Source organism: Bradyrhizobium sp. MI1.11 (assembly GCF_055811255.1).
Genome location: NZ_JBVVPM010000006.1, coordinates 172,080 through 192,100, shown reverse-complemented (window position 1 = coordinate 192,100; position 20,021 = coordinate 172,080). Strand labels below are relative to the sequence as shown.

The 20,021-nt window shown below is 64.0% G+C and carries 15 protein-coding genes; 6 read left to right on the top strand and 9 right to left on the bottom strand.

What is annotated here, in order from left to right; genetic code table 11:
- The first annotated feature begins 141 nt into the window (after positions 1-141).
- A complete protein-coding gene (gene hpnO, locus AC0L30_RS08840) occupies positions 142-1,533 on the top strand; it encodes an aminobacteriohopanetriol synthase HpnO (protein WP_007593615.1) in 1,392 nt (463 codons plus the stop codon).
- A 73-nt stretch (positions 1,534-1,606) separates the two neighbouring features.
- Here the strand turns inward: hpnO and AC0L30_RS08835 are convergent, their stop codons facing one another.
- The 6 genes from AC0L30_RS08835 to AC0L30_RS08810 form a co-directional block, all read right to left on the bottom strand.
- Positions 1,607-2,215, bottom strand: coding sequence for a hypothetical protein (locus AC0L30_RS08835; RefSeq protein WP_051058409.1), 609 nt, complete (start codon positions 2,213-2,215; stop codon positions 1,607-1,609).
- A 71-nt stretch (positions 2,216-2,286) separates the two neighbouring features.
- Positions 2,287-3,054 (bottom strand): anti-sigma factor family protein, encoded by a 768-nt coding sequence (locus AC0L30_RS08830; protein WP_007593614.1) that lies wholly within the window; start codon positions 3,052-3,054, stop codon positions 2,287-2,289.
- Positions 3,051-3,599, bottom strand: coding sequence for a sigma-70 family RNA polymerase sigma factor (locus tag AC0L30_RS08825; RefSeq protein WP_007593613.1), 549 nt, complete (start codon positions 3,597-3,599; stop codon positions 3,051-3,053). The genes AC0L30_RS08830 and AC0L30_RS08825 overlap by 4 nt, the downstream gene beginning before the upstream one ends.
- A 157-nt stretch (positions 3,600-3,756) precedes the next feature.
- Entirely contained in the window at positions 3,757-4,080 is a 324-nt protein-coding gene (locus AC0L30_RS08820) for a cupredoxin domain-containing protein (RefSeq protein ID WP_007593612.1), read from the bottom strand.
- A 23-nt stretch (positions 4,081-4,103) separates the two neighbouring features.
- On the bottom strand, positions 4,104-5,048 hold the full coding sequence (locus AC0L30_RS08815) for a metallophosphoesterase family protein (protein WP_007593611.1): 945 nt from the start codon (positions 5,046-5,048) through the stop codon (positions 4,104-4,106).
- Between the two features lie 187 nt (positions 5,049-5,235).
- Positions 5,236-6,855 carry a GMC family oxidoreductase gene (locus tag AC0L30_RS08810; RefSeq protein WP_007593610.1) on the bottom strand — a complete coding sequence of 540 codons (1,620 nt, stop codon included), beginning with the start codon at positions 6,853-6,855 and terminating at the stop codon, positions 5,236-5,238.
- Between the two features lie 201 nt (positions 6,856-7,056).
- On the opposite strand from AC0L30_RS08810, the gene AC0L30_RS08805 reads away from it, so the two are divergent.
- Both AC0L30_RS08805 and AC0L30_RS08800 read left to right on the top strand, forming a co-directional pair.
- Positions 7,057-8,226, top strand: a complete 1,170-nt coding sequence (locus AC0L30_RS08805; RefSeq protein ID WP_007593609.1) for a M20 aminoacylase family protein — start codon at positions 7,057-7,059, stop codon at positions 8,224-8,226.
- Positions 8,227-8,453: 227 nt separating this feature from the next.
- A complete protein-coding gene (locus tag AC0L30_RS08800; protein WP_007593608.1) occupies positions 8,454-9,626 on the top strand; it encodes a M20 aminoacylase family protein in 1,173 nt (390 codons plus the stop codon).
- A 170-nt stretch (positions 9,627-9,796) separates the two neighbouring features.
- On the opposite strand, the gene AC0L30_RS08795 is transcribed toward AC0L30_RS08800, so the two are convergent.
- From AC0L30_RS08795 to AC0L30_RS08785, 3 genes are all read right to left on the bottom strand, one after another.
- Positions 9,797-11,425, bottom strand: coding sequence for an inorganic phosphate transporter (locus AC0L30_RS08795; RefSeq protein ID WP_007593607.1), 1,629 nt, complete (start codon positions 11,423-11,425; stop codon positions 9,797-9,799).
- Positions 11,426-11,523: 98 nt separating this feature from the next.
- Entirely contained in the window at positions 11,524-12,966 is a 1,443-nt protein-coding gene (locus AC0L30_RS08790; protein WP_219684816.1) for a UdgX family uracil-DNA binding protein, read from the bottom strand.
- Positions 12,966-14,198, bottom strand: coding sequence for a putative DNA modification/repair radical SAM protein (locus AC0L30_RS08785; protein WP_219684817.1), 1,233 nt, complete (start codon positions 14,196-14,198; stop codon positions 12,966-12,968). The genes AC0L30_RS08790 and AC0L30_RS08785 overlap by 1 nt, the downstream gene beginning before the upstream one ends.
- A gap of 162 nt (positions 14,199-14,360) precedes the next feature.
- Here AC0L30_RS08785 and AC0L30_RS08780 point away from each other — a divergent pair, with 162 nt between their 5' ends.
- From AC0L30_RS08780 to AC0L30_RS08770, 3 genes are read left to right on the top strand one after another with little or no spacing between them, the layout of a single operon-like run.
- Positions 14,361-15,149: an ImuA family protein gene (locus AC0L30_RS08780; protein WP_354127644.1), complete on the top strand. Its 789-nt coding sequence runs from the start codon at positions 14,361-14,363 to the stop codon at positions 15,147-15,149.
- Positions 15,046-16,638 (top strand): Y-family DNA polymerase, encoded by a 1,593-nt coding sequence (locus AC0L30_RS08775; RefSeq protein WP_473404134.1) that lies wholly within the window; start codon positions 15,046-15,048, stop codon positions 16,636-16,638. Before AC0L30_RS08780 ends, AC0L30_RS08775 begins: the two co-directional genes overlap by 104 nt.
- Entirely contained in the window at positions 16,635-20,003 is a 3,369-nt protein-coding gene (locus tag AC0L30_RS08770) for an error-prone DNA polymerase (protein WP_473404133.1), read from the top strand. Before AC0L30_RS08775 ends, AC0L30_RS08770 begins: the two co-directional genes overlap by 4 nt.
- Positions 20,004-20,021: the final 18 nt, after the last annotated feature.

Genomic DNA, 20,021 nt, shown 5'->3' with positions numbered 1-20,021 from the left:
GATAGTTCCTTGGCAGTGCAACATGGTCTAAAGCTCTGCTTGCGAAGATGGTCCGAAAAAGGGCAAAAGGCCGCACAGACCGTTTTCAGCGACGTTCCGTTTTCAGTTGACGAGACGGCCCTCAACCGAAGTATGTAGCGGATGCACAGCCCAAATCCAGACATGTCTCAGCTGTTCGCGGACCGCCAGGCCCAGCGCAGCGCCCTGCATAATCGGCATCTGAACGAGCAGTTCGTTCGGGTTCTGAAGACCATCGGCTACGATGTCGGCTTCCAGAAGGGGCAGGGGCAGTACCTCTACGACCGCGACGGGGCGCGCTATCTCGACCTCTTGTCCGGTTTTGGCGTGTTTGCGATCGGGCGCAATCATCCTGTCATGCGTGAGGCGCTCAAGAGCGTGCTCGATGCCGACCTGCCGAACCTCGTCCAATTCGACGTCTCGGTGCTTGCCGGCGTGCTCGCTGAGCGGCTTTTGAAGTACGTCCCCTATCTCGACAAGGCCTTCTTCGCCAATTCCGGCGCCGAATGCGTCGAAGCCGCGATCAAGTTCGCCCGCGGCGCCACCGGCCGTCCGGGGATCGTCTATTGTGCCCACGGCTATCACGGCCTGACCTATGGCGCGCTGTCGCTGACCGGTGATTCGAACTTCCGTACCGGCTTCGAGCCGTTGCTGCCGGGCTGCACCTCGATCCCGTTCAACGATCTCGCCGCTCTTGAAAAGGCGCTGGCCTCGCGCGAGGTGGCGGCCTTCGTCGTCGAGCCGATCCAGGGCAAGGGCGTCAACATGCCCACCGACGAGTTCCTGCCGGGTGCGGCTGCGCTCTGCAAGAAATACGGGACGCTGTTCGTCGCCGACGAGATCCAGACCGGCATGGGCCGCACCGGCCGCTTCCTCGCGGTCGAGCACTGGAACGTCGAGCCCGACATGGTGCTGCTCTCGAAGTCGCTGTCCGGCGGCCACGTGCCGGTCGGCGCGGTGCTGACGCGCAAGAGCATCTTCGACAAGATCTTCAACCAGATGGACCGTGCAGTCGTGCACGGCTCAACTTTCTCCAAGAACGACCTGGCGATGGCTGCGGGCATCGCCACGCTTGACATCATGGAGGCCGAGAAGCTGATCGAGTCCGCCGCCAAGCGCGGTGCCGAGCTGCGCCTCGCGCTCACGCGCATGGTGCCCGGCTACGAGCTGTTGAAGGAAGTCCGCGGCAAGGGCCTGATGATCGGCGTCGAGTTCGGCCCGCCCAAATCGCTGCGGCTGCGGGCGTCCTGGAACGTGCTGGAGGCAGCCAACAAGGGCCTGTTCTGCCAGCTCATCACCGTGCCGCTGTTCAAGGACCACAAGATCCTGACGCAGGTCGCCGGCCATGGCAGCCACACCATCAAGCTTCTGCCGCCGCTCACCATCACCGAAGAAGATTGCGGCTGGATCGAGCGCGCCTTCGACGACGTCATCGCCGGCAGCCACAAGGTCCCCGGCGCGATCTGGTCGCTCGGCAAGACGCTGGTCGACAACGCGGTGCGGCGGTCGGCGTAAGGCCGAGGCGCTCAGGCGGCTTCAATCTTGTTCGCCACTTCGATGTGATCGAGGGCCGCGGGAGGTGCCCGCCTCAATGGGCAAACACCGTATTGAAGAGCGCCAGGACGTTGCCGTCCTTCTCGACCGCAAGAATGGCGCGGCGTTGCGTCGCGTAGACGATCGGGATGTCCATCCAGGCTCTACTTCGGATCAGAAGCGAATTGTTTGCCGCGTCCTGCGGCACAGCGGACAGGCCGATCAGGAAATGCGTGTCGTCGACCTTCACCGACAGCGCGGCAATGGGCGCTCCCTTGGCCTGCTCGTTGGCCTTCATCAGAAGGCCCATGACCTGTTTGATCCTGCCGGCGGCGAAGTCCGGGGCGAAATCGATCTGCACCGTGTGGGTGGCTGGCAGTGCGGGGTCGAAATTGCGCCGGATGGAGAGCGTCATCTGCAGGTTCCGCGAAGGCACCTCGACATTCCCGCGTATCGTAACATCGCCTGATGGTGCGGAGGCATCGGTCGTCGGTTCTATCCGCCAAGTGATCTTTCCTTCTGCGCGATCACCCTTCGGGTTGCTCACGTCTTCCTCGTAGAGGACGGCCCGCATCGTGGTGGCGAGTCCGTCGCGGGCTGCTGCCGGCCCGGAAGCGGCGATCGTCCAGGCAAGCGCTGCGGCAAGAAGGAGAGGGCGCATCATGGCGCTTGAATTAGCAGCGCTCTCCCGAGCTCGCAATCAAAAGTTGTGAGTCTGACTTGCGGGATGCGCCGCTATCCCTCCACATTGGCCTTCATCGCCGCCTCGAACTTCTCGACGAACTCGGCGAGCTCGTCGGCGCCGAGATCGCTGATGGCCCAGAAGTTCAGGCCGCGATTGCCCCAGCGCCGGCAGTTGAAGCCCTGCATGGTTTCGGTCTTGGGCGCGCGGTATTCCGCGTTCGATGTCTGCGACACGAACAGATTGACCACGTGCTGCCGGCGCTTGTAGACGACCGCGCCGATGGCACGGGCGTCGATATAGTCGAGCCTGCCGCCGACCAGCGTAAAACCTTGCGCGGTGAGGTCGATTACGGGCGGGGCGACGTCGAGCTTGCCGTTGAACCACGGCTTGACCGTGTGCTGGTCGGTGGAGACCACGTCGATGAGGTGGCCGGCCTGGAGCGAGCGCAGATGCGCGGAGACGACCTCCGACAGGATGCGCTGCTGGTCGTCCTGGCGCAGCACCAATGCGACGACGCCGGAGGCGGCGAGCGCGGAGACTGCCGAGCCCATCGCAAAGCCGCGCAGCACGGAGCGGCGGCTCGGCTGTTGACGCTGCGGCTGCGGCAGCGAAGCCTCGATACGCGCACGCAGGCTCGCCGGTGCGGTGTAGCGCAAATCGGCATCCGCAAGCACGCGCTGCATGTCGCGTTGGGCCGAAAACTCCGCAGCGCAGGCCGGGCAGCTGGCGATATGGGCTTCGACCTCGCGCGCGTGGCCGGCATCGAGCTCATTGTCGAGCAGCGCGTGAAGCAGGATTCTTGCTTCGTCGCAGGTCATCTTGCTTGCTCCTCATCCGCCGTCCAGGCCGCGCGCAGCATGGCGCGGGCGCGGGCGAGGCGGGACATCACGGTGCCGACGGGTGCACCGACGGCCTCTGCGATTTCACGATAAGACAGGTTGTTGATCTCCCGCAGCACGAATGTTTCCTTGAACGGTTCGGCGAGCGCGTCGATCAGCTTGCGGATCGCGCCCGCATCGCGGCTGCGCAGCACTTCGGTTTCCGGGCTTGCCTCGGTCTCTTGCCAGATCGGCGTCTGCTCGGCAGCGCCGGGGGTATCCTCGATCGCGCTGTGCCTGTGTGCGCGGCGTGCATATTCGGCATTGCAGACGTTACGCAGGATCGCGAACAGCCAGGGCTTCATCGCCGGCCCGCGATAGCTATCGAAATGCTTCAGAGCGCGCAGATAGCACTCCTGCACCGCGTCCTCGGCATCGGAGGCGTCACGCAAGAGATAGCGCGCGAGCGTGTAGACGTCGTCGAGATAGGGCAGCGCCGCCTCGCGGAAGCGTTGCGCCTTCTGCAAATCGTCGTTAACGGGCATCGCTCCTCGCTTTGCCTCTTGTTCTGCGCGTTGAGTCGTGTCGTCGCTGTTCGTCTCGTCCCTGTTCGTTTTGTCTCTGTGTGTGACCGAAGGCACACGAGCCCGGCCGGCGTGGGACCACCGGCCGGGCAAGACGTTGATGCCTTGGTTCGAGATGTTACTCAACCTTGATCATCCCCGTCATGTGCGGGTGCAGAGAACAAAAATATTTGTAGTCGCCCGCATTGGTGAAGGTGAACGAGAACTTGTCGTCAGTGTCCAGGCTCTTGGACCTGAATTTGCCGGCCGACACCACGGTGTGCGGGATGTCGTCCCGGTTGGTCCAGGTCACGGTGGTGCCGACCTTGATCTTGAGCTCGGCCGGCTGGAAGACGAAATTGTCGATATGCACCTCCATGTCGTCGGCACGGGCGGTTGTGGCGGGTAACAGCATGGCCGCGGCCAAAGCGACACCGAAGTCGCGGCGATTGAGTGTCTTCATTGTCAGCTTCCGTTAGCCCTGCATCAACCCTGGAGCGGCGTGTCGATGATCGCGAGCCGCTGCTCGTTCTGCTTGAAGTTGATGCTGGCAACGCCGAGCATCGCGCGGAGCTTTGCGTCCTCGACCTTCATCGGTCCGGGCGAGGGGGCAGCCCCGGGTGCCGGCTGCGGGAAGGCGGTGGAGCGGGCGGTGTGGAAGGTGACGTTGCCCTCGACCTTCTGCATCACCTGGTGAATATGCCCGTTCAGCACGGTGACCGAACCGAAGCCTTTCACCTGTTCCAGCGCGCGGGCGCCGTCCTCGGTGCCCCAGCCCCATTCGGGGTAGACCGTCCAGAGCGGGATGTGGGCAAACAGCACGATCGGCGTCGATTTCGACTTGCCGCGCAGATCGTCCTCGAGCCAGGCGAGCTGCTCGGCGCCGAGATTGCCGAGGCCTCCGGCCTTGAGGTCGACGACATTGACGAGGCCGATGAAGTGCACGCCGCCAGCGTCGAACGAATACCAGCCTGCGCCCTTTGTGCCGCGGCCGTAGCGCTCGCGATAGAATTTCACCTCCTCGTCGAGGAAGTCATGCTCGCCGGGCACGTAATGCACGTCGAGCTTGCTCTGCGAGATGATGCGATCGGCATTGTCGAATTCGGCGGCCTTCGACAGATGCGTGATGTCGCCAGTGTGGATCATGAACGACGGCTTGACCGGCATCGCGTTGATCTTGTTGATGGCTTCCTCGAGCGTGCCGAGCGCGTTGGGATTGGCCGGCTTGTCGAAGCCGACATGGCTGTCGCTGATCTGGAGGAAGGTCATTCCGGGCGCGGCCGCGGTCGCAGCTTGCGCGGAATCGATGATGCCGAGCGAGCGCGGCACGCCCCCAGTGATGGTCCAGAGCACTCCGGTGCCGGCCCAGGTCATGCATTCCAACACCTTGCGGCGGCTTAAGCCGTCCTCGCCGTGATCGTGTCCGCTCATCGCGCAGCTCCACTCCGCCCGGAATTGGGCTTCGGGGAGGTGATTGGGGGAGCGGGGGTGTTATTCCCGGACGCGATGACGTTTTCGTGAGGTGGTTGGACGCGTAGCCCGTATGGAGCGCAGCGGAATACGGGACCAATCGAGCGTCCTCTCCCGGATTTCGCTACGCCCCATCGGGGCTATGCATTCACTTCGCATCCTCCAAAATCATCGTCGCGCCTTTCTCGGCGATCATCGCAGTCGGCGTGTTGGTGTTGCCCGACGTGATGGTCGGCATGATCGAGGCATCGACAATGCGAAGGCCGCCGAGACCGTAGAAGCGCAGGCGTTCGTCGACCACCGCCATCGGATCGCTCACCGCGCCCATCTTCGCGGTGCCGACGGGATGGAAGATGGTGGTGCCGATGTCGCCGGCGGCCTTCGCGAGCGAGGCATCGTCGTCGCCGACGGAGGGGCCGGGCAGATATTCGCTCGGGCGATATTTTGCCAGCGCCTTCTGCTGCATCAGGCGGCGGGTGGTGCGGATGGCATCGGCGCCGACCTGGCGGTCGTCATCCGTTGAAAGATAATTCGGCGCGATGATGGGCTTCTCGTCCGGCGCCGCCGAACGCAGACGTACGGTGCCGCGCGATGTCGGCTGGAGATTGCAGGCGCTCACCGTGATCGCGGGGAAGCGGTGCAGAGGATCGCCGAACTTGTCGAGCGACAGCGGCTGGACGTGGAACTGGATGTTGGCGCGTGCGCGCGTCGCATCGGAGCGGGTGAAGATGCCGAGCTGCGACGGCGCCATGGTCAACGGCCCGCGGCGACGGAACGCGTAATCGAGCCCCATCAGGCCGCGGCGGAGCAGATTGTAATAAGTCTCGTTCAGTGTGCGCACGCCCTCGACCTTGTAGATCGCGCGCTGCTGGAGATGATCCTGTAAATTACGGCCGACGCCGGGCTTGTCCATCACGATATCGATGCCGAGCGGCGACAGCCAGTCGGCCGGCCCGAGGCCGGAGCGATGCAGCACCTGCACTGAGCCGATCGCGCCTGCCGAGAGGATCACCTCGCGCCTCGCACGCGCCTCGACGATCTCGCCATTCTGGATGAAGCGCACGCCGACGGCGCGGCCCTGTTCGACGATCAGCCGATCAACCAGCACATGCTTTTCGAGCCGCAGATTGGGCCGGTTCAGGACCGGCTTGAGGAAGCCGCGCGCCGACGACCAGCGCCGGCCGCGCTTCTGATTGACGTGGAAATAGCTGGTGCCTTCGTTGTCGCCGGTATTGAAATCCGGGATGCGCTTGATGCCCATCTCCTCGGCCGCGTCGCCCACGGCATCGAGGATGTCCCAGGACAGCCGCGGCGCCTCGATGCGCCAGCCGCCGCCGGCGCCGTGGTGCTCGCTCGCGCCGAGGAAGTGATCCTCGAGCCGTTTGAACAGCGGCAGCACGTCGTCATAACCCCAGCCGGTCATGCCGAGCTGGCGCCAGTGATCGTAATCAGCGGCCTGCCCGCGCATCGAGATCATGGCGTTGATCGCCGAAGAGCCGCCGATCACCTTGCCACGAGGATAGGCGAGCGAGCGGCCGTTCAGGCCGGGCTCGGCCTCGGTCCTGAACATCCAGTCCGAGCGCGGATTGCCGATGGCGAAGAGATAGCCGACGGGAATGTGGAACCAGATCCAGTTGTCGTCGCCGCCGGCTTCGAGGACGAGGACGCGATTGCTGGAAACGGCCGACAGCCGGTTGGCGACGATGCAGCCCGCCGTGCCGGCCCCAACGACAATGTAGTCAAACTCACCTTCGAGCCGCCTTGGCATTCTTCTTCCACCCAACAGGAATCGTGCCCTGGCTTGTCCCAGGCATCCACGAGCTTTCCGTTCTAATAGTCAGACGTGGATGGCCGGGACAAGTCCGGCCATGCCTGTGAGTCAGGGCTACACCCCGATCCGCGCCAGTTGGGTGGACTGGTGCTTGCATGGTAGACAGGCCTGCATTTTCAACAAAGCTTGAGACCCTCCATGCCCATCGTGAACCGCGTCGCCGACCTTCAACCCGATATTCAGGCCTGGCGCCGGGACATCCACCAGCATCCGGAGCTGCTCTATGACGTCCACCGCACTGCAGCATTCGTCGCGGACCGCCTGCGCGAGTTCGGCTGCGATGAGGTCGTGACGGGCATCGGCCAGACCGGCGTGGTCGGCGTGATCAAGGGCAGCAAGCCGGCCGGCGAGGGCCTCAAGGCCATCGGCCTACGCGCCGATATGGATGCGCTCCCGGTCGAGGAGCAGACCAACCTGCCTTATGCTTCGAAAACTCCCGGCAAGATGCACGCCTGCGGCCATGACGGCCACACCGCGATGCTGCTCGGTGCTGCGCGTTATCTCGCCGAGACCCGCAACTTCGCCGGCGATGCGGTGGTGATCTTCCAGCCGGCCGAGGAGGGCGGCGCGGGTGGAGCGGCCATGGTCAAGGACGGCCTGATGGAGCGCTTCGGCATCGAGCAAGTCTATGGCATGCACAACGGTCCGGGCATTCCGGTGGGCTCGTTCGCGATCCGGCCGGGTCCGATCATGGCGGCGACCGACGAGGTCGATATCATGATCGAGGGTCTCGGCGGCCACGCCGCGCGGCCGCACAAATGTGTCGATTCCGTTCTGGTCGGCGCGCAGGTCATCACGGCGCTGCAGTCGATCGTCGCGCGCAGCGTCGATCCGCTGGAATCGGCCGTGATCTCGATCTGCGAGTTCCACGCGGGCAATGCCCGCAACGTGATTCCACAAACCGCGACACTGAGGGGCACCATCCGCACGCTGTCGCCGGAGGTGCGCAAGCTGGTCGAGAAGCGCGTACGCGAGGTCGTCGCGGGCGTGGCGCAGATCACCGGCGCCAAGATCGACCTGCGCTACCAGCGCAATTATCCGGTAGTGGTCAATCACGCCGCGGAGACCGAGGTGGCGAAGCGCATTGCCAAGCAAGTTGCGGGCGAAGCCAATGTGCTCGAGATGCCGCCGCTGATGGGCGGCGAGGATTTCGCCTATATGCTGGAAGCGCGCCCCGGCGCCTTCATCTTCTGCGGCAACGGCGACAGCGCCGGCCTGCATCACCCCGCCTACAATTTCGACGACGAGGCGATCGTCTTCGGCACGTCGTACTGGGTCAAGCTGGTGGAGGGCCAACTCGCGGCGTGAGGTCATTCCCGTCCATCCCTTCGTTGCCCGGGCTTGCCCCGGGCATTTTTCTTGATCCGTCACATCCATTTCAATTTTGACACTGTCAAGATTTGGCTTGACGATGCCCCTGTCCGACCCTTAGGTATCTTTACGTTGTAAAGATCTCCTTCGGGTGGGCCTGTCGAAATTGCCAGCGCTCTTGCCTGCTCCACCGAGGGAGGTGTCAGTCAGGATCCAGGAAAGCCATGCCCGTCGTGAACCGCGTCGTCGACTTTCGACCCGACATCCAGACCTGGCGGCGGGACATTCACCAGCATCCGGAGCTGCTGTACGACGTTCACCGGACCGCAGCCTTCGTGGCAGACTGCCTGCGCGACTTCCGCTGCGACGAGGTCGTGACCGGCATCGGCCAGACCGGCGTCGTCGGCGTGATCAAGGGCAAGCGGCCGGCGAGCGCTGATATCAGGGTGATCGGTCTGCGCGCCGACATGGACGCGCTGCCGATCGAGGAGCAGACCAGCCTGCCTTACGCCTCGAAGATTCCGGGCAAGATGCACGCCTGCGGCCACGACGGCCACACCGCGATGCTGCTGGGTGCAGCCCGTTACCTGGCCGAGACCCGCAACTTCGCCGGCGATGCGATCGTGATCTTTCAGCCCGCCGAGGAGGGCGGTGCCGGCGGCGCGGCCATGGTCAAGGATGGACTCATGGAGCGTTTCGCCATCGATCAGGTCTACGGCATGCACAACGCCCCCGGCATTCCGATCGGGGCGTTCGCGATCCGGCAGGGCCCGATCATGGCGGCGACCGATGCGGTCGACATTAGGATCGAGGGCCTCGGCGGCCACGCGGCGCGTCCGCACAAATGCGTCGATCCCGTTCTGGTCGGCGCGCAGGTGATCACGGCCCTGCAGTCGATCGTCGCGCGCAGCGTCGATCCGTTGGACGCGGCCGTCATCTCGATCTGCGAATTTCACGCCGGCAACACCCGCAACGTCATTCCGCAAACGGCGGAGTTGAAAGGCACGATCCGCGTGCTGACCGCGGAGGCGCGCAAGCTCGTGGAGAAGCGCGTGCGCGAAATCGTGGCCGGCGTGGCCCAGATCAGTGGCGCCAAGATCGACCTGCGCTACAACAACAGTTATCCCGTGACCAACAACCACGCGGCACCGACCGAGGTGGCGCGTCGGATCGCCAAACAGGTCGTCGGAGACGCCAAAGTGTACGAGATGCCGCCGCAAATGGCCGGCGAGGACTTCGCCTACATGCTGGAAGCGCGGCCCGGCGCCCTTATCTTCTGCGGCAATGGCGACAGCGCCGGCCTGCATCACCCCGCCTATGATTTCAACGACGAGGCGATCGTTTACGGTACGTCGTACTGGGTCAAGCTGGTCGAGGAAGCGCTCGCGGCATCGTAAGACTCTTACTTCACCTCGCCCGGCTTGCTGGGAGAGGTCGGAATTCAAGCGCAGCTTGAATTCCGGGTGAGGGGACTCTCCGCGAGTCCGTCTCTCACCGTGATCGCGGAAGCGGCCCCTCACCCGAACCCTCTCCCCGTAAGAACGGGGAGAGGGAGTGGAGAGATCTTTCAGAAGATCCGCGAGAAGATCACGTACAGTGTGCCCGACAGCAGGATGGCGACCGGCAGGGTCAGCACCCAGGCCATCACCATGTTCCTGATGGTGGCGACCTGGAGACCCGAACCGTTCGCGGCCATGGTGCCGGCGACGCCGGACGACAGCACGTGGGTGGTCGAGACCGGCAGGCCGAATACGTCGGCGGCGCCGATCGTGGCCGCGGCGACGAGCTCGGCGGAGGCACCCTGCGCGTAGGTCAGATGGGTCTTGCCGATCTTCTCACCGACGGTCACGACGATGCGCTTCCAGCCGATCATGGTGCCGAGGCCGAGCGCGATTGCGACCGCAACCTTCACCCAGGTCGGGATGAACTTGGTCGCGCTGTCGAGCCCGCCCTTGTAGGCGTTCAAGGTCGCGACCTCTTCCTTGCTAAGGTCGTTTTCCTTGTCCTTCATCAGGAAGCGGATCGCTTCCGAGGTCAGGTACATGTCGTTGCGGGTGTTGCCGACGACTTCCGCCGGCACCTTGTTCAGCGAACCGTATTTCGCGACCTGCTCGCCGACATCCTTCACCAGCACTGCCAGCGAAGGATAGGTGCCTTCGCTGATGTGATGGGAGGTGACGTACTGCGTCACCGCAGGACGGGGATCGCCGATGATCGCATGGCCGGCGCCCTTGGCCGCAATCACCTTGGAGGCGGCTTCCGAAATCTTCGCGAACTGGGCGACCTGCGACTCCGGCAATGCGCGATTGAGCGCATAGGCCGTGGGCACAGTGCCGATCAGGATCAGCATGATCAGGCCCATGCCTTTCTGGCCGTCGTTCGAACCATGGGCGAAGCTGACGCCGGTGCAGGTCAGGATCAGCAGGCCGCGAATCCAGATCGGCGGGGCTTTGTTACCCTCAGGAGCGGCATAGAGCGCCGGGTTCTTGATCATCAGCTTGAGCAGCAGCAGCAGGCCGGCGGCGCAGACGAAGCCGACCAGCGGGGACAGCAGGAGCGCATAGCCGATCTCCGTGGCCTTGCCCCAGTCCACGCCCGAGGTGCCGTCGCGGCCGCGCATCAGCGCGTTCGCAACGCCGACGCCGATGATCGAGCCGATCAGCGTGTGCGAGGAGGAGGCCGGCAGGCCGAAATACCAGGTGCCGAGGTTCCAAAGGATCGCGGCGATCAGCAGCGCGAACACCATCGCGAAACCGGCGCTGGAGCCGACCTGCAGGATCAGCTCGACCGGCAGCAGCGAAACGATGCCGAAGGCGACGGCGCCGGACGAGAGCAGCACGCCGAGGAAGTTGAAGAAGCCCGACCACATCACCGCGACTTCGGCCGGCAGCGAGTGGGTGTAGATGACGGTCGCTACCGCGTTGGCGGTGTCGTGGAAACCGTTGACGAATTCGAAGCCGAGCGCGATCAGGAGCGCAACGATAAGGAGGATATAAGGCAGGTAGCTCGTGACCCTGGTGCCGGTCGCATCGACATCGGAATAGATGCTGTAGGCCACGTAGAGCAGGCCCGCGGCGAGGATGCCGAAGAACAGGATCAGTGTCAGCGGATTGAAGCCCTTGTCGAGATTTGGCCGCGAGGCCGGCTGGATCGGCGCGGGATCGGCTACCGCGCGGTCGAATGCAACATCGGTCATGTCTGGACGCCCCTTAACTTTCTGTAAGGGCTATTGTCCCCGATGGATTTGAAGGCTGGATGACAGGCGGCGCCTGAAAGCCGTTTTCCCGCCAGTATTCAGGCGGCGCGCGCGGCTTTCTTCTGTAAGCCGGCGGCGATCTTCAAATCTTCGACAAAGCGGTGATATTCCAGCAGTTTGGCCTCCGGATCGGGCAACCGCAGCAGATAGGACGGGTGCACCGTCACCAGCGCCTTGCGGCCGTCGGGCAGGTCTATGAGCCGGCCGCGGTTCTTTCCGATCGGGGTGATTTTGCCGAACACGCTCTGCGCGGCGGTCGCGCCCATCGCGACGATGAGATCGGGCTGGATAACGGAGACCTCCCGCTCATACCACTGTCGGCAGGCCTTTATCTCCGGCGTATTCGGCTTTTGATGCAGACGGATCTTGCCGCGCGGCACGAATTTGAAGTGCTTCACCGCGTTGGTGACATAGACCTTCTTGCGGTCGACGCCGGCCTCCTGCAGCGCCCGGTCGAGCATCTGGCCGGCCGGACCGACAAAGGGATGGCCGGCGAGGTCTTCCTTGTCGCCGGGCTGTTCGCCGACCAGCATGATATTGGCGGACTTCGGGCCTTCGCCGAACACGGTCTGGGTGGCGTCCTTGTAGAGATGGCAGGCGCGGCAGTGAGCGGCCTCCTCGCGGAGCGCTTCGAGATCGTCGGTGGCGGTCTTGCGTTTCATCGGAGCCTCCGGCCGCTTTTGAGGCTTGTGCGGATCGGTTGCGGCATTGGCGATCATGGCGCCGGTCATGCGTTCGGCGTCCTCGATCAGGGGCTTAATGATCGAAGCCTCGGGCAGGTTCCTCCAATATTTCTTCGGCATCTCCGTTTGCATCGCCTTCACCTTCAGGCGGGCCGGATTGAAGATGCTGGCGTAGTAGCGCCGCCAGGTTTCCTCCAGCCGGTCTTCGCTCGGCGCCTCGCTCTTGCTGACGCCTGATGTGAAGGAGAGAGCGTGGCCATCCCAATGCGCGCACAAATCCGGCGTCAGGATCGACCAGGGCATGTCGGCAAAGCGCTTGGCGAAGAACGGCGCGGCGAGCTCGACGATGTGATGCTCCGGCTCGAACCACGCAACGTAGTGCGCTTCGCGTTCCCTGCCGATCTCGCGGAAGCGCACGAAGGCATGCATCTTGTGCTCGTCGCGGTAGACCGCCTTTGCCATGGCCGTGACTTGCGCGACATCGGGATCGGTCGCGACCTCGATGAGGTCGTGATTGTCCTTCAGCCGAAACAGCAGGCGATAGAGGATCGCGAAACGCTCGGGATCGCGATGCAGAATCGCGGCCTTGGCGAGCTCGACGAATTTTGCAGGCACGTTGAAGGTGCCGTCGCCACCCGCGGGCAGCGGAGACGGCGAGGGCGGCGCGAACAGCTCCGCTTCGCCGCCCCGCACGGCCCAGGTGATGTCGCCCGGCTTCATTTGATGAAGCACGAGGCTACGCGCGGCTTTGCGCCAGCCATCGAAATCGGTTTCGTTTTCGAGGATGATGTACTGCATCAGAAGCCAAATCCCAGTTGTGTTGCCGGCTTGAACCGTTCGATCAGCCGTGCCTCGTCGAGGCGGTGCGGCGCGGGCCGGTGATCGCTGAGGACGATGAACGGCAGCGCCTTGTTGCGGGGCACGTGCAGCCGCGCGAGGTCGGCGACGCGGATCGTGGTCGTGCGGCGCGCCGCGATGATGCGCTCGACCGCCTTGGTGCCGAAGCCCGGCACGCGCAACAATTCCTCGCGGCTGGCGCGGTTGACATCGAGCGGGAAGCGGTCGCGGTGACGCAGCGCCCAGGCGAGCTTTGGATCGATGTCGAGCGGCAGCATCGCGCTGTCGTCGACGATCTCGCCGACGTCGAAGCCGTAGAACCGCATCAGCCAATCGGCCTGGTAGAGACGGTGCTCGCGCAGCAAGGGCGGCGCGCGCAGAGGCAGCGCGCGGCTGGCATCGGGGATGGGGCTGAACGCGGAATAATAGACGCGCCTCAGCCTGTATGAACCGTAGAGATTGGCACTGGTGTGGAGGATGGTGTGGTCGGAAGCCGCGTCGGCGCCGACGATCATCTGCGTGCTTTGGCCGGCCGGCGCGAAGCGTTGCGGCTTGGCTTTCGTCTTCGCGCTGCGGCTTTCCTCGGCCTCGTCCAGCTTCAGCCGCAGCCGGCCCATGGTACGGCGGATCGCGCGCACGTCCTTCTCGGGCGCGAATTGCTGCAGGCTCGTCTCCTGCGGCATCTCGATGTTGATGGAGAGACGGTCGGCATATTTGCCGGCCTCGGAGATCAATGCATCGTCGGCCTCGGGAATAGTCTTGAGATGGATGTAGCCACGGAAGTGATGCTCCTCGCGCAGTTTTCGCGCGACGCTCACCACCTGCTCCATGGTGTAGTCGGGGTTACGGATGATCCCGGAGGAGAGAAACAGTCCTTCGATGTAATTGCGCCGGTAGAAGTCGAGCGTCAGCTTGATCACTTCGTCGATGGTGAAGCGGGCACGTGGCACGTTGGAGGAGGCGCGGTTGACGCAATAGAGGCAGTCGTAATTGCAGGCGTTGGTCAGCAGCACCTTGAGCAGCGAGATACAGCGGCCGTCCGGCGCGTAGGAATGGCAGATACCCATGCCGGGCGCGGTCGAGCCCATGCCCTTGCCGTCGCTGGAATCCCGCCTCTCGGTGCCGCTGGAGGCGCAGGACGCGTCGTACTTGGCGGCGTCCGCCAGGATTTCCAGCTTGCGTTGCACGTCCATATTGGAATCCCTTTGATTCAGCTCACGAATCCCAAGGCCCGCCAATTCGATTGACTCCCGGGGCGTCGTTAGCTTTATATTAGAACATATCATGAACAAATGAGCTAGCCGCTGGTTCTCTTTTTGAGAGCCACCGGCAATCACCCTTGAGGAGCGGCGTATATGAGCGGCGCACGAACAAGCGCGCTTGCAGCCTTGCGCGGCCAGATCGAGCGCATCGAGACGGCGGAGGTCGTGCATCATCGCGACCGTGTCGCGCTCGGCCACCGCGAGGCCGACAGCGCGCTAAAGGGCGGGCTCGCGCGCGCGGCAATCCACGAGGTGTTTTGCGAGGGACGTCAGGGCGCGACCGCGACCGGCTTTGTCACGGGACTTGCGGGGCGCGTGACGGCACGCAAGCCGCTGCTGTGGGTGCGGCAGGATTTTTCGGAAATTGAAACCGGCGCGCTGTCGATGAGCGGGCTCGCCGAGATCGGTCTCGATCCGCGTCGCATGGTGATGGTGCGCGCCGCCGACGTGGAGAGTGCGCTGCGCACGTCGGCTGATGCACTCGCCTGCGACGCGCTGGGCGCCGTCGTGCTCGAGCTCTGGGGCGAGACGAGGCAGTTCGATCTCGTAGCGAGCCGCAAGCTGACATTGGCTGCGCAGTCTTCCGGTGTCACCGGCTTGCTGCTGCGGATGGCCGCGCAACCTTTGCCCTCGACCGCCGAGACCAGGTGGATGCTGCGCGCGGCGCATTCGCCGCCGGGCGCGATGTGGAGTGCCTGGGGTGCGCCGCGCTTCGATGCCGAGCTCCTGCGCAATCGTCATGGCCCGTGTGGCCGGTGGATCATGGAATGGAAATGTGATGAGTGCCAGTTCTCTGAATCGTCGGCGTATCCTCAGCCTGTGGCTGCCGCGCCTGCCCATCGACCGGATCCAGCGGTTCTTCGACGGCGTCGGGCTGGGTAGAACCAATGATCCGAGCATTGTCGTCATCAAGGACAGCAACGCGCTGGTGATCCATGCGCTGGACGAGGCGGCCGAGCGCCTCGGTCTGCATATCGGCCAGCCGCTGGCCAATGCCCGGGCGATGTGTCCTGATTTAAAGGTGTTCGACGCCGATGCCGTGGCCGATGCCAAGACGATCGGCGACATCGCCGACTGGTGCGACCGCTTCACGCCGCTGGTGGCGCTCGATCCGCCGCACGGGCTGTTCCTCGACATCACCGGCTGCGCGCATCTGTTCGGCGGCGAGGCTGCGCTGTTGCAAACCCTTGTCCGTGCCCTCGATCGCCAGGGCTTTGCCGTCAGCGCGGCGGTCGCCGGCACCTCGGTCTGCGCGCGCACGCTGACGCGGCAGGCATCCGGTAGCATCGTTGCCGATGACGGGGAGGCGGCGGCAATCAGCCGGTTTCCGGTGTCCGCGCTTGGTGCGGGTGAGGCCATCACCACCGGCCTGCGCCGCGCCGGCTTGAAGACCATCGGCGATGTGGCCTCGCGAACGCCGAGCGAAATCACGGCGCGGTTTGGTGCACGATTCTCCACACTGCTCGCGCATGCGCTGGGGCAGGGCGATGCGCCGATCAATCCACGAAAGCCGCTGCCCGATTACATCGTGGAGAAACGCTTTGCTGAGCCGATCGCGACCGACACCATGATCGCGATGACGCTGTCGCGCCTGGCGGACACGTTGATCGCGTCGATGGAGAAGCAGGGCAAGGGCGCGCGCCGGCTTGAGGCCACCTTCTTCCGTACCGACGGCGCAGTGCGTGCGATCATGGTCGAGACCGGACGTCCCGTGACGCGGAGCGCGGTCGTCGACCGGCTGTTCCGCGAGCGTCTCGATGCACTCGCCGATCCGCTCGATCCCGGCTTCGGCTTCGACATGGTGCGGCTGTCGGCAAGCCGCACCGAGATCGTGGTGCAGGAGCAGCGCGATCTCGATGCCCATGTCCACGACAATGACGAGCTTGCTGCGCTGATCGACCGCATCGCCGCGCGCATCGGCGGAAAGCGCGTCGTCGTGCACCTGCCTGAGGATACCCATATCCCCGAATGTGCGGTGCTGGCGGGGCCTGCCCAGCATCATCTCGCCGTGGCCATGCAGGCCGAATGGCCCGCGCGCACTGAAAGTGAGCCGCCGCTGCGTCCGTTGCGGCTGTTCGACAAGCCTGAGCCGATCAATGTGCCGTTCGCGACCGTGCCCGACGGCCCGCCGCATCAATTCACCTGGCGCCGCGCGCAGCATGCGGTGGTGCGGGTGGAAGGCCCCGAGCGCATCGCCATGGAATGGTGGCGGCAGGACGGCAAGCAACTGACGCGGGATTATTTCCGTATCGAGGATGCCGAAGGCCTGCGCTTCTGGATCTTTCGCGATGGTCTTTACGAGGGGGAGTGCTTCGACGGCGACGGCAAGCCCGTTCCTCCCGGTTGGTATGTGCACGGTCTCTTCGCATGACTACGCCAGCTTATGCCGAGATCGGCATCACCACGAATTTTTCCTTCCTGCGCGGCGGCTCGGATCCGCGCGCCTATGTGCATCAGGCCAGCAAACTCGGCATTCCCGTGATCGGCATCGCCGACCACAACACGCTCGCCGGCGTGGTGCGCGCCTACAAGGAGCTCGACAATGACGAGGTGCTGCACAAGCCAAAACTTCTGATCGGCGCGCGCATCGTCTTCATCGATGGTACGCCCGATATCCTGGTCTATCCGCGCGACCGCGCCGCCTATGGCCGGCTATGCCAGCTTCTCACCAGGGGCAAGCGCGGCGACGACATCACGCGGATCGCGAAGGGCGAGTGCCATCTCACCTTCGCCGATCTCCTTGCGTTTTCCGAAGGCCAGCTCCTGATCCTGACGCTGCCGCATCGCTTCGATGCGGCGCAAGCGCAGGACATCCTCGCCAAGCTGAAGGCAAGTCGGGCCGAGGGCGTGTGGCTGGCGGCGAGCCTGGTCTATCGCGGCGACGACCGCCGTCGCCTCGCGCAGCTCGATGATCTCGCCTCAAAAGCAAAAGTGCCGCTGCTTGCGACCAACGAGGTGCTCTATCACCACCCCGCGCGCCGTCCCCTCCAGGACGTGCTGACCTGCATCCGGGAAACAACCACGATCGAGGCGGTCGGCCGCAAGCTGGAAGGCAATGCCGAGCGGTTTCTGAAGACGCCCAGGGAGATGGCGCGGCTATTCCGCGATTTCCCTGAGGCTGTCGCGGAGACCATTCGCTTTGCGGACAAGATCACCTTCTCGCTCGACCAGCTCAAATATCAGTATCCGGACGAGCCGGTGCCGCGGGGCAAGACCGCGCAAGGGCATCTGGAGGATCTGACCTGGGCCGGTGTCGACAAATATTTTGGCGGCAAGATCGACGACAAGCTGCGCGCCACCCTGAAGAAAGAACTCGCGCTGATCGCCGAACTGAAATACGCACATTACTTTCTCACCGTGCACGACATCGTGCATTACGCGCGCAGCCAGAACATTTTGTGCCAGGGGCGGGGATCGGCAGCGAATTCGGCGGTCTGCTACGTGCTCGGCATCACCTCGGTCGACCCGACCAAGGTCGATCTGCTGTTCGAGCGATTCATCTCCAAGGAACGGCTGGAGCCGCCCGACATCGACGTCGATTTCGAGCATTCGCGGCGCGAGGAGGTGATGCAATATGTCTATCGGCGTTACGGCCGCCATCGCGCCGCGATCATCGCCACCGTCATTCATTATCGCCCGCGCAGCGCCATCCGCGACGTCGGCAAGGCGCTGGGCCTAACCGAGGACGTCACCGCGGCCCTCGCCGATACGGTGTGGGGAAGCTGGGGCAAGGGCCTCAACGACATGCAGGTCAGGCAGGCCGGCCTCGATCCGCAAAATTCCATGATCAACCTCGCGGTCGAGCTCGCGACCGAGTTGATCGAATTCCCGCGTCATCTGTCCCAACATGTCGGCGGCTATGTGCTCACGCAAGACCGGCTCGACACCTATGTGCCGATCGGCAATGCGGCGATGGATGATCGCACCTTCATCGAATGGGACAAGGACGATGTCGACGCGCTCAGCATGATGAAGGTCGACGTGCTCGCGCTGGGCATGCTGACTTGCATCCGCAAGTGCTTTGATCTGATCGAGCAGCACAAGGGCGAACGCTGGATGCTGGCGAGCGTCCCGCAGGATGATTCCAAAGTCTACGACATGCTGTGCGATGGGGAGTCGCTCGGCGTGTTCCAGGTCGAGAGCCGCGCCCAGATGAACATGCTGCCGCGCCTGAAGCCGCGGACCTTCTACGATCTCGTCATTGAGGTCGCGATCGTGCGGCCGGGACCGATCCAGGGCGACATGGTGCATCCGTATTTGCGGCGGCGGAACGGCCTGGAAAAAGTGAGTTATCCGTCGCCGTCACCGGATCATGGCGACAAGGACGAACTTTACAATGTGCTGCACAAAACATTGGGCGTGCCGCTGTTCCAGGAGCAAGCGATGCGCATCGCGATCGAGGCGGCAAAATTCACCTCCGAGGAAGCCAACGGCCTGCGCCGCTCCATGGCGACCTTCCGCAATGTCGGCACCATCGGCCAATACGAGGAGAAGCTGATCGGCAACATGGTCGCGCGCGGCTACGATCCGAACTTCGCCAAGAGCTGCTTCGACCAGATCAAGGGCTTTGGCTCCTACGGTTTTCCGGAGAGCCATGCCGCAAGCTTCGCGCAACTCGTCTACATATCTTCATGGCTGAAATATCATCATCCCGATGCCTTCTGCTGTGGTCTGCTGAACTCGCAGCCGATGGGCTTCTACGCGCCGGCGCAGATCGTCGGCGATGCCCGCAAGAACGGCGTCGAGGTGCGCGAGATCGATGTGTCCTACAGTTTTGCGCAGAGCACGCTGGAGCAGGGAAATGGCGGGTATTGCGCGGTACGTCTCGGCTTCCGCCAGATCGACGGTTTCCACTGGCTGGACGAGGATGAGGAAAGGCTGAAAAGAGCCGCGTCCCGGAATGACCATGTGGAGAGAGCGCCCGACTGGGCCGACCGCATCGTCGCCGCCCGCAACCGCCGGCCCTTCACCTTGCTGGAAGACTTCGCCCGCGACACCGGCCTGCCCAAGCGCGCGTTGATCCTGCTCGCCGATGCAGACGCGTTCCGCTCGCTCGGGCTCGACCGCCGCGAGGCGCTGTGGCAGGTGCGGCGCCTGCCCGACGACGTGCCGCTGCCGCTGTTCGAGGTGGCTACCGCGCGCGAGCAGCCGGACGAGCACGCCAGGCCATTGCCGGTGATGCCGCGCGCCGAACAGGTGGTCGCGGACTACCAAACCATTCGCCTTTCGCTCAAAGGCCATCCGATGGAATTTTTGCGCGAGATGTTTACGCGCGAGCGCATCATCGCCTGCAAGGACATCAATCATGACAACGAGCGGCGCCGCGTTCGCTGTGCCGGCGTCGTTCTGGTACGACAGCGGCCGGGCAGCGCCAGCGGCGTCGTGTTCATGACACTGGAGGACGAAACCGGCATCGCCAATGTCGTGGTGTGGCCGAAGATCATGGAGCAGTACCGGAAAGAGGTGATGGGCGCACGTCTCATCCTGGTCGAAGGCTACATCCAGAGCAGCCCAGAAAAGGTGACGCACCTTATCGCCCAGCGCATGATCGACCGTTCACACGACCTGATCGGGCTTGCCAACGGTGCCTTGACCCGCAAGCATCCGGTGCCGGCAGGCGCCGCCCCGATCGAGCCGCTCAACGACGACCCCCGCGCCCACCCGGATGCGCCCGCGCAAAAGCTTCGCCACCCCCGCAACGTCCGCATCTTGCCGCCGTCGCGGGATTTCCATTGAAGAATGTAGCGCACTCTG

Coding starts and splice junctions, on each gene's coding strand:
- AC0L30_RS08800 (WP_007593608.1), top strand. CDS start 8,454: ATGCCCGTCGTGAACCGCGTCGTCGACTTTCGACCCGACATCCAGACC.
- AC0L30_RS08780 (WP_354127644.1), top strand. CDS start 14,361: ATGAGCGGCGCACGAACAAGCGCGCTTGCAGCCTTGCGCGGCCAGATC.
- AC0L30_RS08805 (WP_007593609.1), top strand. CDS start 7,057: ATGCCCATCGTGAACCGCGTCGCCGACCTTCAACCCGATATTCAGGCC.
- AC0L30_RS08830 (WP_007593614.1), bottom strand. CDS start 3,054: ATGACCTGCGACGAAGCAAGAATCCTGCTTCACGCGCTGCTCGACAAT.
- AC0L30_RS08775 (WP_473404134.1), top strand. CDS start 15,046: ATGAGTGCCAGTTCTCTGAATCGTCGGCGTATCCTCAGCCTGTGGCTG.
- AC0L30_RS08790 (WP_219684816.1), bottom strand. CDS start 12,966: ATGCAGTACATCATCCTCGAAAACGAAACCGATTTCGATGGCTGGCGC.
- AC0L30_RS08825 (WP_007593613.1), bottom strand. CDS start 3,599: ATGCCCGTTAACGACGATTTGCAGAAGGCGCAACGCTTCCGCGAGGCG.
- AC0L30_RS08785 (WP_219684817.1), bottom strand. CDS start 14,198: ATGGACGTGCAACGCAAGCTGGAAATCCTGGCGGACGCCGCCAAGTAC.
- AC0L30_RS08815 (WP_007593611.1), bottom strand. CDS start 5,048: ATGAGCGGACACGATCACGGCGAGGACGGCTTAAGCCGCCGCAAGGTG.
- hpnO (WP_007593615.1), top strand. CDS start 142: ATGCACAGCCCAAATCCAGACATGTCTCAGCTGTTCGCGGACCGCCAG.
- AC0L30_RS08820 (WP_007593612.1), bottom strand. CDS start 4,080: ATGAAGACACTCAATCGCCGCGACTTCGGTGTCGCTTTGGCCGCGGCC.
- AC0L30_RS08770 (WP_473404133.1), top strand. CDS start 16,635: ATGACTACGCCAGCTTATGCCGAGATCGGCATCACCACGAATTTTTCC.
- AC0L30_RS08795 (WP_007593607.1), bottom strand. CDS start 11,425: ATGACCGATGTTGCATTCGACCGCGCGGTAGCCGATCCCGCGCCGATC.
- AC0L30_RS08835 (WP_051058409.1), bottom strand. CDS start 2,215: ATGATGCGCCCTCTCCTTCTTGCCGCAGCGCTTGCCTGGACGATCGCC.
- AC0L30_RS08810 (WP_007593610.1), bottom strand. CDS start 6,855: ATGCCAAGGCGGCTCGAAGGTGAGTTTGACTACATTGTCGTTGGGGCC.